The following is a 15,477-nucleotide window of genomic DNA, read 5'->3' as shown; positions in this document are numbered from 1 at the left end:
TATCAACCTGTCATTAACCTCTTGAAATACCTGATAAAGATGAAACTGATTTACACTCTGCCATTTTTACTTCTCTTGTTTATGGCTAAAGCTCAAAATACTCCAATACCCGGCCCCGTTGAATCCTCAAAAGCATGGATTGACCTTGATTATGTAGGTGATAATCATATTGGACACAAACTCGATATTTTTCTTCCGAAAGAAGGCAAAGGCCCTTTCCCGGTGATCGTGACAGTGTATGGAAGTGCCTGGTTCTCGAACTCCTCCAAATCACAATGTTTTTTGAATGATTTCGGTCAAACCCTTTTACGAAATGGCTATGCCGTAGTGAGTGTCAATCACCGCTCCAGCCGTGATGCCATTTGGCCCGCTCAAATTCATGATATAAAGGCTGCCATAAGATACATTCGGGCAAATGCAGACCAGTTTTCATTGGATACCCGTTTTCTGGGAATCTCCGGATACTCTTCAGGCGGTCATCTTTCTACTATGGCGGGGGTAACAAGTGGTTTGGAAGAATTTGTTTTGGGAGGTTTGGAAATTTCATTGGATAACAAAATCGGAAAACACCCTGAAATGGATAGTTCGGTAGATGCTGTTGTCGACTGGTTTGGTCCTACAGATTTCCTGATCATGGATAGCTGTGGAAGCAGTTTTAGCCATGACGGTGCCGATTCACCCGAATCTACTCTGGTGGGTGGCCCAATCCAGGAAAATAAAGCCAAAGTGGCATTGGCAAACCCAATTAGCTATGTCAAAAAAGAGAACCCGCCAATGCTCATTTTTCATGGTACGGCTGATCCGCTGGTTCCTCACTGTGAAAGTGAGAAATTATATGAAGCTCAGCAGAAAGCCGGGGCAGTTAGCCGACTGGTCATCGTACCCGAAGGGGGTCATGGACCAGGGGTGATGATAGAAAAGTATTACGATGAAATGGTTGCGTTTTTTAACCAACAAAAAAGTAAAAATTTGACCCGTTAATACATTAAACAGAGAGTAAAAGACAGTCCATTCAATTCATTTTCTCATATTGAGACACAAAACTGAGCAGGCTGAAAAAGGCCTCTCAAAACCCTAACGAAATAAAAATGACTCAATCCGTTAAAGCCCTTCTTGATGAAGGTAAACTTAGCCTTTTACAGATAGGAACCATTCTGGTTTGCTGGTACATGAATATGCTGGATGGCATGGATGTATTGGTGATTTCATACACAGCACCCGCTATCTCAAAAGCTTGGGAAATAGGACCCGAGGCCCTAGGAGTGGTTTTCAGTGCCGGTCTATTTGGGATGACTATAGGCACCTTACTTATTGCACCCTATGCTGATAAGATCGGGCGTAAAAACATGATATTACTAAGTGCAGTCATGATGGGTTTCGGGATTTATATGACGGCCTACGCACCGGACATTAACAGCCTTATGATTTACCGTTTTGTGAGTGGACTCGGAATTGGCTGTATGCTCGCAAGTACTGCCGCATTGACAGCAGAATATACCTCTGATAAGAACAGAGACTTTTGGGTAAGCTTTGTTATTTCGGGCTACCCGATTGGTGCCGTAATCTCAGGCTTGGTGGCTGCCAAAGTTATTCCGAACGAAGGATGGGAAGCCATGTTTCTCTATGCCGGGGTTGCCTCAATGACAGCTATTCCTTTGGTCATCTTCTTTTTGTCTGAATCTATTCATTTTTACCTGACGACGCACCCCAAAAACGCTCTGGAGAAGGTCAATAAAATCATAGCCAAACTGGGAGGCAATGCTTTAACAGAATTGCCTGAAAAGCCGGCAAAACAGGCTGCGATACCGGTGGATAAACTCCTCAAAGGCAAATACAAAAAACCAACCATCGAGCTTTGGATCGCCCTCTTTATGGCCTTTGCGGCACTTTATTTCATGACCAGCTGGATTCCTAAACTAGCCACTGAAGCAGGCCTATCACTCGAACTCGCCATCTATGCAGGTACCGTTTTTAATGTTGGAGCCTTTTTCGGGATTGTCACCCAGGGTTATTTTTCCAGCAAGTATGGATTGAAAAAGACCATCGGGGTTATTCTGATATTTACAGCCGTACTTATGTCTTGTTTTGGCTTCTTTGTGGGCTCTGATATTATCCTTTTTGTGTTTGGAATGCTAGGCTTCGGTATTCAGGGAGGCTTTGTGGGCTTGTATGCTTTTGCCGCTCGCATGTACCCTTCAGAATTCAAAACGACCGGAATTGGCTGGTCTATGGGTTCAGGCCGAATGGGGGCTATTTTTGGACCAATGCTTGCCGGAGTGTTCATCGGTATGGGGCTAAGTATCGGAGCTAATTTTCTCATTTTTGCTATTCCGGCATTGATAGCAGGCATTATGACCTGGATCAATAGCTCTGAAGATGTGAGCTAAACCGAAATGATTGAACAGAATTGAAAACTTACTCATGAAACGATTTCTTCTACTTCTTTTTTTACCGCTTTCAGCCATTTGCCAAAACGGCAAAGTGGTCAGTTTTATTCTTGAATCAAAAGCCCTGATCAACGAGGGCGGTGAAAACCCAAACAGGAAATGCTCGGTTTATCTGCCACCCGGCTATGACGAAAGCAATGAACGATACCCTGTGGTATATTACCTCCATGGCTTCACGGGTACAGATAGTATTTATCCGATGATGAAAAACGTACTTGACGCCGCCATCAATAAGAAAAAGATCAGACCTTACATTTTGGTGATCTCTGATCAAAACACCCTTTTTCAAGGCAGTTTTTATAGTAAATCAAGTTATATCGGAGACTGGGATGCCTTTACCGCAAAAGAACTGGTCAACTATATGGACAGTCATTTCAAGACCATTCCCGACCGGAAAAGCCGCGGTATTGGCGGACACAGTATGGGAGGCTACGGAGCCATCAAAGTGGGGATGCTCCATCCTGAAACATTTAGTGTCATGTATGGAATGAGCCCGGGTCTGATGGCTTTTGTTAAAGAATTCGGTCCGAACAGCAGATCATTCAAAGAGCTTCAGGAGGTTAAAACGGTGGAAGAGTTACGTAAAACCTATTACCCTAAAGTCTTGGTTGCCGTAGGAAGAGCCTGGTCGCCAAACCCAAACAAACCACCATTCTATTGTGACATGCCTTTCACGTATGAAGGTGATTCAATGATTGTTCACCAGGACATTTTAGAAAAATGGCATGCCAATATGCCTGTGGAAATGGTCAATGAATATGCGGATAATTTAAGAAAATATACTGCTATAAAGCTCGACTGGGGGAGAAATGATGCCCCTCGTTTTCCGCAGCAAAATATGCTGTTTAGCGTTCGGCTGGAGAATCTCGGAATCAATCATTATGCTGAAGAATATATTGGTGACCATATCAATAAAATTTGGACTATGGACGGTCGGGTGCTGAATGCTATGCTTCCTTTTTTTGATGATTACCTGGAGTTTTGATAACGATGAATGTTTAATGATGAACTATAAATGCTGTTAAAGTGATAAGTAGAATATCTTATCCATCATCACTCATATCTCATCACATTTAGTTTGTAAACTATTGAAATAAAATGTTGGCACTTCTTGGCTTTGCAATCATTCTCATTTTTCTGATTCTAATTATCAGCAAGAAGGTTTCTGTTATTGTAGCCCTGGTTTTAACGCCTGTAATCATAGCTCTCATCGCTGGCTTTAAGCCATTGGAGATTGGTCAGTATTCTTTGGAGGGTATAAAACAGGTTGCTCCCACGGGTATTTTACTGATGTTCGCTGTGCTATATTTTGCCACCATGCTTGATGCCGGCTTATTTGACCCTGTGATTTCATTCATCATTCGTTCGGTCAAAGGCGATCCTTTGAAGGTTATTTTGGGTACAGCTATTTTATCCATGATCGTTCATTTAGATGGTGATGGTACAGCCACTTTCATGATTGTTCTCTCCGCTTTCCTTCCCATTTACAAAGCATTGAAGATAAACAAACTTGTACTGCCGGGTATTGTTGCCATGAGTGTGGGCCCTATTCATTTAGTTCCTTGGTCGGGTACTTCTGCACGGGCCCTTTCGGTTCTGGAAACAGACAGCGTTCATCTATTTACTCCAAACCTTCCGGCCATTGGTGCAGGTATTTTATGGGTGTTATTCGTGGCCTGGTACTGGGGAATGCGGGAACGTAAAAAACTGGGAGTTATCGACTTTGAATACAACCATAAGGAAGAGCTGACGACAGATCAAAAAGAACTTCGCAGGCCCAAATTGATACTGATCAATGCAATTTTGACCGTTTTGCTGATTGTTTCATTGATGGAAGGTTGGATTCCGGCCCCGGTTCTATTTGTCATCGCTTCCATGTTAGTTTTGCAAATCAACTATCCGAAACTCGCTGATCAGAAGAAGGTTCTACGCAGCCATGGAAATAACATTTTCCTGGTTTCAAGTCTGATTTTTGCGGCCGGAATCTTCTCCGGTATTTTGAACGGTTCGGGTATGATTGATGCCATGGCTACGTCTCTTGTTCAGTTAATCCCAGATGAACAATCCAATTTTCTGCCCGTTCTTACCGCAATCACCAGCATGCCGGCCAGTTTATTATTTACACCTGATGCCTATTATTTCGGGGTTTTGCCCGTATTATCAGAGTCTGCCTCTCAATTAAATATGGATACCATTCAAATGGGTCGGGCGGCCTTATTGGGTCAAATGACTGTGGGTTTTCCACTAAGTCCCCTTACAGCTTCCACTTTTCTACTTATTGGCCTGGCAGAAGTAGAGCTGGGTGATCATCAGCGTCATACTTTTTTGTGGGCCTGGGGTACTACCATCGTGATGGCCATTGTTGCAGTTTTGACTGGTTCATTGAGTATATGAAAGATCAAATACGTATTGGTTGTGGAGCAGGGTTCTCAGGCGATCGGCTTGAACCGGCCGTCGTTTTAGCCGACAAAGCCGAACTCGATTATCTGGTATTAGAATGCCTGGCCGAAAGAACGATTGCTTTGGCTCAAAAAAGAAAACTTGACAATCCAGAGTTAGGTTATGATCCTTTGCTGGAAAGGCGAATAAGCTCTCTTCTACCCCATTTGGTCAAAAACAATATCACATTGATAACGAACATGGGAGCTGCGAATCCCATTTCCGCCGCGAAAAAGGTAAAAAAATTAGCCCAAAATGCCGGGTTCGATATCAAGGTGGCCGCCGTTTTCGGTGATGATGTTCTGGATCAATTGACCGGTGATGAAATCACATTAGAAACCAAAAAACCGATTAAGGAATCCGGGCCCATAGTTTCGGCTAACGCCTATCTTGGAGTGGAAGGAATTCTGGAGGCCTTGAAGCAGAAAGCACAAATCATTATAACAGGACGGGTAGCTGACCCTTCTTTATTTCTTGCTCCGATGATGTTTGAGTTTGGGTGGACAAAAGCCGATTCGGACTTATTGGGCAAAGGAACCGTCATCGGTCATTTACTGGAATGTGCCGGGCAATTAACCGGTGGTTATTATATGGATATGGGCAGAAAACAAATTCCTGATCCTGCAAATCTCGGGCACCCTTTTGCCAAAATTACAAAAGAAGGAACCGCCACTTTTTCAAAAGTGAAAGGCACCGGCGGAAGACTAAGCTGTATGACTGCAAAAGAGCAATTGCTTTATGAAGTAGTAAATCCTTATGCCTATCAAACTCCTGACGTAACCGCTGACTTCAGCACCGTTTCTTTTGAGGAAATTTCAGAAAACGTAATTGGTTTTCATGGTGGTGGAGGCACCGCTGCTTCTGAGACTCTGAAAGTCAGCGTGGGTTACCGTGCCTATTATCTGGGCGAAGGTGAGATTTCCTACACAGGTTTTGATGCTTTGGAAAGAGCTCAGTTGGCGGCTGACATTATTGAGAAGCGTCTCAAAGATAAGGTCAGTGAAATTCGGGTTGATTATATTGGTCAGAACTCCATTCATAAAGGCCAAACCGCCGAATTTTCACCTTCCGAAATTCGCCTAAGAATAGCCGCAAATTGTGAAACACCAGAACAGGCAAGACTAGTGGGCGAAGAAGTGGAAGCTCTCTATACCAATGGCCCAGCTGGTGGTGGTGGGGTCAAAAAATACAGCAAAGAGGTAATCGGGATACATTCTATTTTGATGGACCGAAACCAGGTGAACCCTCAAATTGAAATCTTTTAGCCCATGAAACTCTACGAAATAGCCCATAGCCGTGCCGGAGATAAAGGCAATATCTCCACTCTCTCATTGATTCCTTTTGAGGAAAAAGATTTCGGTTTGCTCTGCGAAAAAATAACGCCCGAAGCTGTAAAGAACCATCTCAAAGAACATTTGAAAGGCTCTGTTACCCGTTATGAATTAGAAGGCATTTCAGCTTTACTCTTTGTCTGTGAAGATGCGTTGGCAGGTGGAGTTACCACTTCATTGGCACTAGACGCCCATGGTAAGTGCCTGAGCTCTGCCCTCTTAGAAATGGAAATAGAAGAAAAATGACCAATCAGGAACCCGAAATTCTTTGGAAGCCCGATACCCGAACGATTGAAGAATCCAATCTGAGCACATATCTCAACTGGCTAGAGGAAAACCGAGATTTAAGTTTTCAGGATTATGATGCTCTCTGGAAATGGTCAGTCAACAATGTCCCTGCCTTTTGGGAAAGTTTGGTTGACTACTTTGAAATTCAATTTCATACTCCTCCACAGAATACACTCTCTGATGACCCAATGCCCAGGGTAAGGTGGTTTGAAGGGGCTACTTTAAACTACACTGAGCATATTTTCAGAAATAAAAACGCAGAGAACCCCGCAATCATTTATTTGGATGAAAGGCACACAACCACTGAAACTTCATGGACCGAGCTTGAGAAACAAGTAGCCTCTTTGGCCCACTGGTTGGTTAAAGCCGGAGTAAAAAAAGGAGACCGGGTAGCAGCTTACCTTCCCAATATTCCAGAAGCCACAGCAGCTATGCTAGCTACCGCCGCAGTCGGGGCCATCTGGACCTCCACTTCACCAGATTTTGGAGCAGATAGTGTTATTGACCGTTTTCAACAAACTGAACCTAAGGTTCTGATCGCCGCAGCTCGCTATTCGTACAATGGAAAGGAATTTGACCGGTCAGAGGTTATTGAACATTTGAAAAAGAACCTCCCGACCGTTGAGTCCCTCATTATGATTGACGATTCATCAGCCGAAAAAGATTCAGTCAATTGGTCGGATATCATGAGAAAAAATGCCGGCCAAAACATACCCTACACCTATGTGGATTTCATGCATCCCATCTGGATTTTGTATAGTTCAGGCACAACAGGAAAGCCAAAAGCTATTACACATTCACAGGGTGGAATTTTGCTGGAACATCTCAAATACCTTCATTTTCATAATGACCTGAAACCCGGCGAACGCTATTTCTGGTTCAGCACAACGGGTTGGATGATGTGGAACTTTGTACAAGGCGTGCTTTTGCTGGGAGGTACCATAGTTTTGTATAATGGTAGTCCCTCGTACCCTGATCTTGGTGTCCTTTGGAGGCTGATTGACTCTGCGAAAATTGCACATTTTGGCACTTCTGCTCCCTTTATTCTCGCCTGTAAAAAGGCAGGCATTTCTCCTAAAAGTCTGGCCGGATTAAACAGTCTACGCTCCCTAAGTTCTACCGGTGCACCTTTACCATCTGAAGGTTTTCAATGGCTAAAAGAAGAAGTGAAAGACCCGCTATGGACGATTTCTATGAGCGGTGGAACTGACCTATGCACTGCCTTTGTCGGTGGAGTGCCTGCCGTACCCGTTTATCTCGGTGAAATTCAGCGAGCTTGTCTCGGTGCATCAGTTGACGCTTTTAATGAAAGGGGCGAACCGCTTAGAAATGAGGAAGGTGAAATGGTTTTGACAAAACCGATGCCATCCATGCCTGTCTTTTTTTGGGGCGATGAAAGCTTTGAAAAATACACAGAAAGTTACTTTGAAATGTTTCCAAATATCTGGCGACATGGCGACTGGCTGACTATTACCGATAGAAAAACATTGATCATCTCAGGCCGCTCTGACGCCACTCTGAACCGGAACGGCATAAGAATTGGGACTGCCGAAATTTATCGAGTGATTGATCAAATTTCACAAGTTGAAGAAAGCCTTATTGTCAATATTGAGAAGAAAAACGGAGAGCATTTTATGCCCTTGTTCGTCAAAATGAGGAAGGGTCAGGAGTTCAACCAAAACGTGGAAGAACAAATCAATACAGGACTTCGCAAAGCGTATTCTCCACGCCATGTACCTGATACCATTATCGCCGTAAATGACATCCCCTTCACACTCAGTGGTAAAAAAATGGAGGCTCCGGTCAAAAAAATTCTGATGGGCATACCCCCTGAAAAGGCGGTCAATTTAGGCAGCATGCGAAACCCGGAGTCCGTCACAGAGTTTGTGACCTTAGGGGAGGGTAGATTGAAAGAAATTCTGAAATCAAATTGATTTGATTTAGTATCTAGGATCTTTTCTTTAAAACAAACCTAAAGGCAACAAACTGGAATGGCTCCTACGAAAAACACTATTTACTCTTACATCAAAAAGTCGATATTCAGTATTCCTTTTCTATAAATATTAGCCTGAAGCAACTGCATTGGATTTAAAATCAGTACTTTTGCTGCACGAAAATCATGACGACCAAAAAGTCATTGTTTAACCTCTTAAAACCACTTATCCTTGAATAATTCAATTTTTTCAAAAGGACTCAAACTGTTCTTTTTATTCCTAGTTTGTTTATCAGGCTATGCCCAAGACCAGTCACTTGCACCCGAAAAGCCGAAATGGGAGTTTCATGGAAACATGCAATTGAATAATAATGGAATTTCTCCGGTGCCTGCCTTCAGCTTAGGGCGACCAGCCTTGATGAACACTTTCTATATCAAAAAAGGAAACTTCACTTTTTCACCGGAATACAACTTTTCGTTAGATGCCCGGCCATGGGTTTTGAATCAATGGGTGAGATACCGAATTAATCAAAACCAGGTGTATTACGGCCTCGGGGCTAATTTCTCTCAGTTTTACAGCCGAACCGATTCTGAAGTGAATGGCAAAAAACACGTGGAGCAGTCGATGGATCGCTACATGGCTTTTGAGGCACTTGTGGGTTCTCAGGTATCAGAAAAAATGGGGGTTCGGATGGTCTATTGGTTCAGCACCGCTCTTGACCCATCAGGAGTATCCAGTGGACATTTCGCTATGGCCAGCGTTCCTCTCGGGCCTTTTGGCTCTCCACAGAAAATACATGCCAGAATAACCCCAAACCTATTTTATATCAATAATACCATCCCGTTCAAGGGCTGGTTTACCTCGGCAATAGGAAGCCTTCACGCGGGCAAATTGCCGCTAAGTTTGTTTGGGCAGGTGGTTGTACCTTTTCAGCCGGATGATGTTTCTAAATTCAACTGGAATTTTGGCTTAAACTATACTTTTTAGGCCAGGGGAGTGTAGACGATACTGAGAAAGTACTCGTCAAGACGAACCTCTAACTCTTTGAGAGCAAAGGCCAAAAGACTAATTTAGGGTTACCAAATCTCAACCCTGAATGACAAAAAACACGGCCCTATTGGCCCTCCTTGGCCTAACCTTTTTTCAATGTTCCACCGATACCGACTGGCAAAGCCAAAATCAGGAGCTGATTGAAAAATATAACCTTCAAACAACTTCTGTAAACCTACCTGAGAACGGAATCCCACTTTTGACTGAACCCGGGCAGGTTTTGACCAAAAATCAACAGCAAAGTTTTGAACTCGCCGAGGGCATTAATGCAACTCTGTTCTATGGAAACGGAGCTATGACAGCCAGACTCAATCTGGAACCTGGCTCGGGAATTAATGGAGATACACTTCCCGCTGATCGCTTCCTTTTTGTGCTGGCAGGCTCTGTTACAATGCAAATCAATGATCAAAATGAGGAGCTAGCTGCCAAAGCCCGGGAAGAGCAAGATGGTACTCATGGCGGCATGCCGGTCACTCCGTTTGTATATCAAAAAAAGGGTAGTCTGAATCAATTTACTGCCGGAGAAAACGGGGCAAAATTGCTTGAAATCTATGCCCCGGTAAGGGCCGATTACCTCGCTAAATCCGGGGTGACTGATGTTCCTCAGGAGGTTCGTGCAGAAAACACCGTTGAGCCTTCGGTTCAACCGAATTTCGTCTATGATTTATACGATATTCCGCTCAGCGTGATCTCCGAAACCATCAATGCCCGCATCATTTCCGGTGAAACTATTCAAGTTGGATTTACCCAAATTGATCCTCTTAGCGAAATTCCACCGATCGCCGACCCGGTGGAAAAGCTGGAACTGGCACTACGTGGCAACGCCTCGTTAATGACTCTGGGTAAAAACCGTAAGCTTGAAAAAGAGGACGTTCTCTACCTGCCGCCAAATATGGTTCATGGGGTTACCACAGACTCCTTCGGCCTGGATGTTCTTGAAGTTATATGGCCTGCTCAGGAAGGTATTCAATCCAGAATTGCTGATGCCCAAAAGGCCTTTCATGAGATAATCCCGGAAGATGCTGAAGCCGAACTGTTGATCGACGGCTCAAAAACAAAGCCCACTCTCATTTTCACTGAAGGGCCGAAATGGATGAATGGCAAAGTCTATTTTTCCAATATGTTCTTTGATCAAAACTTTGGGGCTTCGCCTCAAAAAAGCTCTACCATTGAGATGGATCCCGATGGGCATTACCACGCCATTACTCAAGGGAAAATGCAGACCAACGGCCTATACCCCTACAAAAACGGCAACCTGATTGTTTGTGATATGATGGGGCACCGGGTGGTGGAAATGAGCACAACAGGAAAAGTGATTCAGGTATTGGCTAACGAATATAACGGCAAGCCCATCGACGGACCGAACGATGTGATCACCGATAAAAAGGGAGGCTTTTATTTCACTGACCCGCAGTTTACCATGGAACCCGAGAAATTTCAACCCGGACGGGCGGTGTATTATGTCAATGCTGATAGAGAAGTGATCAGAATCACCGAACCCAATGAATTTGCCATGCCAAACGGGATTCTGCTTTCGCCGGATGGCAAAACGCTTTATATCAATAACTGTTACGACGATGAAAGCTGGTTCCCGGTGAACAGCGAGAAGGAAAACTACGTCTGGGCCTATGATGTCAATGAAGACGGAACCATCCGTAACGGACGGCAATTTGCCAAACTTCTACTCCCCGAAAATGTACTGAACCGAAAAGGAAAGTCATCCAGTGCAGACGGAATGGCCATTGACACCGAAGGTAATATCTATGTGGCCACTTACATGGGCGTTCAAATCTTCAATAATCAGGGAGTATTTATGGGCATCATTAACCTCCCCACTTTCCCAGTAAGTTTGTGTTTTGGTGAAGAGAACATGAAGACGCTTTTTATCACCAGTTTTGATAAAATCTATAAGATTAGGACAAAGAAGGCAGGGTATATTAACTATTTATAAATTTGGTTAGAGTTTGTCCGAAGGGAACTGTGGCCAGAAGTCAAACCCGATAAGTTTCGGGGATTTTGAAATTTTTGGATCAAAAAAGATGAAAAAAACACTTCTGGTGGTTCTCGAAAATAGCGAAATAGACGCTACTACCCCACTGAATCTCATCGACAATACTATTACTGGTAACTAAGAAATAAAGAATGAATTACATATATGAAAAAGGTAATGACCTAGTATTAAAATGTGTAGATGACATAAGTGAAGAAAATTGGATTAAAAAACAATTCGCGGACCGAAATTTAGCTAAAATCAGAAAAGCTTTCAATTTTAAAAAATCCGATATTATTGATCAGCGAGAACTTGATGCAGGTGAGGAAGAAATGGATGGCTTTGAATATAATTTTAGAATTGGTACTAAAGTCGGAAGTTATTACAAACTAAGTAAAAGTGTATTCGGAATTGAAAATGATATATACATCAAAGTCGGTTCCGATTTCACAATGAAACACTTTGTAACAACTAATAATGCTTCTGTCATAAAGCGACTTGATGACTTAATTATAGAACCTTTATACATTGGAGGAGATGAAAGTGGGAATGGTAAGATCCCATCTAAAGAGTACAATGAACTATTAAAACTATTACCGAATGGTTATGAGGTAAAACTATATTCAAATGCTCGAATAGAAAGTACTCTATCAAATTTCTTGGAAACAAAAGAAAGTTCTACGACTAAATTTAATAACTACCTAAATAAAAAACTTGAACAACTAAACAATCCAGATTTAGCGAAACTTTTTGATGAATATGAAATACAGAAATTGAATACAATTCTTGAGCATTTAGAAGACATGCTTAAAAGCGAGAGAAAATATTCTGAAAAACAATGGCAAGATCAAATTCTGAATATTTTAATTCTGCTCTTCCCAAAGTATATCGCGGTATTTAAGGAAGTCAAATTCAAAGATATATACTCCGGTAAAACGAGAAGACTTGATTATGTTCTTGTTGATTATTTAGGCCATATAGATATTATCGAGATAAAGAAGCCAATGGAATCAGCAATGATATCGAATAGTCATTATAGAGATAATCACATTCCCAAGAGAGAGCTATCAGGAACCATAATGCAGATAGAAAAGTACATTTACTATCTCAATAAGTGGGGAAAAAAAGGAGAGGATGAACTTACCAAAGAGTATAAAAATTGCTTGCCGAAAGGAATGAAAATAAGAATAACAAACCCAAATGGACTAATAGTTATGGGTCGAGAAAACAACTTAACTATTGAACAGTTAAGTGATTTAGAAATTATTAAGAGAAAATATAAAAACGTTATTGATATCATCTCGTATGATGATCTAATTAAAAGAATAAAAATTACAATTGAACAAATGTCAAAAGTTTAGCTACCAGTAAAATATAAGAGCTTCCTAACATCACTACTCAAATTATCTCGAAACCTAAGATACCGGTAAGTCTTTACCACCAACCTACCTCAAATCATCCCCCATCACATCATAACCACGCCATTTGAACTTTTTGGCCGAGATTGAAGTATCAGCACAGACTATTCACTTAAACACCAGCAAGACAAAATCAAGCATTGATTACCGAAGGGCCGATGAGCTTTCTATTATTTCTCCCCATAATGAAATAACAAAGCCATGATATTCTCCAAGTCAGCGTCTTCGTCGTTGCATAGCAGCACTACACCAAGGCCAGTATCTCGATCGAAATACATTTCTGTTGTCACTCCCATCTCGCCACCGCTATGACCAAGGTATTTCTTGCCGTTGATGGTTTCGTAATAAAAAGAAAGGCATTGCTCTGTGCTGCCAAACTGGAATTTTTTCATCTCTGCCATACTGGAAGCTGAAAGTATCTGATGGCCCTGAAAGGTTCCATCCTGAATGATTGCCCGTAAGAAAATGGAAAGATCATGAAGACTGCTTCTAAGTCCGCCATTCGGATAATCGGGGAAGGTATAGTGTGGATTAGCACGGTTCGTTTCGCTTGAATACGGTATAGCCAACTCATTGAGAGGTGTTTTCGCCAACCGCCACTCGGTTTTGCTCATACTCAAGACCTCAAAAATGTGCTGTTTACAATACTCGTCGAAAGGCATTTGAGTGATTCGCTGCACCAAATAACCAAGTAAGGCACTTCCCAAATTGCTGTAGTCCTCCGCCGTTCCCGGTTCTATATTTGAAAAGTTGTTTTTCGAATAATAAAGGCCGTTTTCCGTGAAGGTTTCTTCAAAAAACGTTTCCAGAGTCATAGGACAATCTGTACCATAGCAGTACAAATCCAAACCACTCTGATACCGGTCAGAAATGCTGGACATATGGCTGAGCAGCATTCGGTATGTTATTTTGGAATCAGGAAATTTGGGGTTTCGCAGTGGAAAAGGCAGATAAGCCATGATGTCATCATCAAGGTGTATTCGTTTTTGCTCAACCAACTGCATGATCGCCACCGCTGTAATAGTCTTTGACACAGAAGCGAGAAGATATCTCGTCTGATCTGTGGCGGGTACTTTATTCTCTTTGTCGGCAAAGCCCCAGGCACTACTGATTAATATCTCCTCGTTTCTGACCAGTGAATAAGCAACAGAACTTAGTCCGTTTCTTTCAGCCTCGCCCTGAATTTTCTGTTGAAGTTCTTCCAGAGAATTGGTCTCAAGATCAATTTCTGGCTGACAGGCCATTAACCCGTTGAAGAATAGAAAGACAAGAAGTATGTTTTTCATCATGGGAATAAAAACGCTATAAATTAGAAATTATTCCCTTGTTGTAGATTGAGATAAAATGGTTGACTATGTCAACGCTGGTCATCCCCCATCACATCATACCCACGCCATTTGAATTTTTTAGCGAGGCCTGAGGCGGCTGGCCAGGCGATTTGATGCTGGTCGCTGGCTACCCATTTACGGCGGTTTTCTTCAGTGTCAAACTCAATCTGAATCTGGTAATTATATTCCGTAGGCTCGGCTTCGATGCCTTTGGCCACCTCCTCTGGGAAAAGTCTGAGCAGTTTTGAGCTCATATACCCGTCTTGAACAATCATGGCTGGTACATATATGGAATAATACATTTTCTCAAACTCTTCGGCATTGGTCGGCTCAACGACAAATTCCATTTGAAGAGCCATAGATTTTGGTTTTACCAAAGGCTCTTGGATGGCCATTCCGCTTTCTTTTGCAGCCGCAATACCAATCACCAATATCTGTAAATCATTGCTTCCGATATTTTTGAAACTCAGGTCTTCGCCCAATTCTCCGTAAAAAGCATCATCTGTTTTAAATGCAGCGGTTTGTCCGTTTGTACTCAGTGTTCCTGAGCCATTGACGACGTAATAAACCTCCTGAAATCCTTCCAGTTTCCGGGAGTCAATTGCCTCACCAACCGGAATGATCAGATGATCTACATGGTGCCAGTCTGTGCGAAAAACCTGCGGACCAAGCACCTGAAGCGAGTGGCTGCTCCGAGGTTTTGGGCCAAACCTTGGGGGCGTTGCCGGGATTTCTTTCTTTTCTAAACTGGCAGAAACGAAAGTGGGAATTGCCTCCAAAGATGCTCCCTGCCGGGTATCGCCCAGGTCAAACGCATCGCCCTGACCTTTGACCTCACTTACGGCATAATTCAGCCATTTGAGAGGCTTATTGGTATGATTATAAATGGCATGAGAATCCCCCCTTTTGCAGGGCACCAGAGCCGGCCCTTTAATTTTTGAGGTTCTGCCATTGATGGTAAACTCAGCCTCACCGTCCAGAATCACATACATTTCTTCAATAGTATGATGAAAATGATGTCCTATACCCGATTTCGGATCAATAGTACCGCTGTGCAAATAGAGAAAATTTGTGGCCAGATCATACCTCCCAATTAACTCCGTAAAACCCATTTGACCCGCACCCGCATGTACGCCGGTGAGTTTTCGGTAATCAGCGGGATCATTATGAGTTATCCTTTCCTGAAGCGTTTGGGCTTTGACCGAAACGATTAAGAAGAATGTCAGAAGGCTGGATACTAAATATTTCATAC

12 protein-coding genes are annotated in these 15,477 nt (G+C 42.7%); 10 read left to right on the top strand and 2 right to left on the bottom strand.

What is annotated here, in order from left to right:
• Positions 1–21 precede the first annotated feature (21 nt).
• The 10 genes from AFM12_RS18605 to AFM12_RS18560 all read left to right on the top strand — a co-directional run bounded on the left by AFM12_RS18605 (position 22) and on the right by AFM12_RS18560 (position 12,840).
• Positions 22–981 carry an alpha/beta hydrolase gene (locus AFM12_RS18605; RefSeq protein ID WP_229308533.1) on the top strand — a complete coding sequence of 320 codons (960 nt, stop codon included), beginning with the start codon at positions 22–24 and terminating at the stop codon, positions 979–981.
• A gap of 107 nt (positions 982–1,088) precedes the next feature.
• Positions 1,089–2,387: an MFS transporter gene (locus AFM12_RS18600; protein ID WP_055151664.1), complete on the top strand. Its 1,299-nt coding sequence runs from the start codon at positions 1,089–1,091 to the stop codon at positions 2,385–2,387.
• A 34-nt stretch (positions 2,388–2,421) separates the two neighbouring features.
• Entirely contained in the window at positions 2,422–3,432 is a 1,011-nt protein-coding gene (locus AFM12_RS18595) for an alpha/beta hydrolase (RefSeq protein WP_055151809.1), read from the top strand.
• 113 nt (positions 3,433–3,545) lie between these two features.
• Positions 3,546–4,841: a CitMHS family transporter gene (locus AFM12_RS18590; protein ID WP_055151661.1), complete on the top strand. Its 1,296-nt coding sequence runs from the start codon at positions 3,546–3,548 to the stop codon at positions 4,839–4,841.
• Positions 4,838–6,151 carry an acyclic terpene utilization AtuA family protein gene (locus tag AFM12_RS18585; RefSeq protein ID WP_055151659.1) on the top strand — a complete coding sequence of 438 codons (1,314 nt, stop codon included), beginning with the start codon at positions 4,838–4,840 and terminating at the stop codon, positions 6,149–6,151. Before AFM12_RS18590 ends, AFM12_RS18585 begins: the two co-directional genes overlap by 4 nt.
• Positions 6,152–6,154: 3 nt before the next feature.
• Complete coding sequence (locus AFM12_RS18580; RefSeq protein ID WP_055151656.1) at positions 6,155–6,463, top strand: AtuA-related protein; 309 nt, start codon at positions 6,155–6,157, stop codon at positions 6,461–6,463.
• A complete protein-coding gene (locus tag AFM12_RS18575; RefSeq protein ID WP_055151653.1) occupies positions 6,460–8,439 on the top strand; it encodes an acetoacetate--CoA ligase in 1,980 nt (659 codons plus the stop codon). The genes AFM12_RS18580 and AFM12_RS18575 overlap by 4 nt, the downstream gene beginning before the upstream one ends.
• A 231-nt stretch (positions 8,440–8,670) precedes the next feature.
• Positions 8,671–9,426, top strand: coding sequence for a hypothetical protein (locus AFM12_RS18570; RefSeq protein ID WP_055151650.1), 756 nt, complete (start codon positions 8,671–8,673; stop codon positions 9,424–9,426).
• 109 nt (positions 9,427–9,535) lie between these two features.
• Entirely contained in the window at positions 9,536–11,440 is a 1,905-nt protein-coding gene (locus AFM12_RS18565; RefSeq protein ID WP_055151647.1) for an SMP-30/gluconolactonase/LRE family protein, read from the top strand.
• Between the two features lie 191 nt (positions 11,441–11,631).
• Positions 11,632–12,840, top strand: coding sequence for a Shedu immune nuclease family protein (locus tag AFM12_RS18560; protein WP_055151644.1), 1,209 nt, complete (start codon positions 11,632–11,634; stop codon positions 12,838–12,840).
• 227 nt (positions 12,841–13,067) lie between these two features.
• Here the strand turns inward: AFM12_RS18560 and AFM12_RS18555 are convergent, their stop codons facing one another.
• Both AFM12_RS18555 and AFM12_RS18550 read right to left on the bottom strand, forming a co-directional pair.
• Positions 13,068–14,186: a serine hydrolase domain-containing protein gene (locus AFM12_RS18555; protein ID WP_055151641.1), complete on the bottom strand. Its 1,119-nt coding sequence runs from the start codon at positions 14,184–14,186 to the stop codon at positions 13,068–13,070.
• Positions 14,187–14,254: 68 nt separating this feature from the next.
• Positions 14,255–15,475, bottom strand: coding sequence for a cupin domain-containing protein (locus AFM12_RS18550; RefSeq protein WP_055151636.1), 1,221 nt, complete (start codon positions 15,473–15,475; stop codon positions 14,255–14,257).
• Positions 15,476–15,477 lie beyond the last annotated feature (2 nt).

The sequence above is a fragment of the Jiulongibacter sediminis genome, from assembly GCF_001306455.1.
GTDB lineage: Bacteria > Bacteroidota > Bacteroidia > Cytophagales > Spirosomataceae > Jiulongibacter > Jiulongibacter sediminis.
This window is presented reverse-complemented; position numbering and strand designations above follow the sequence as displayed.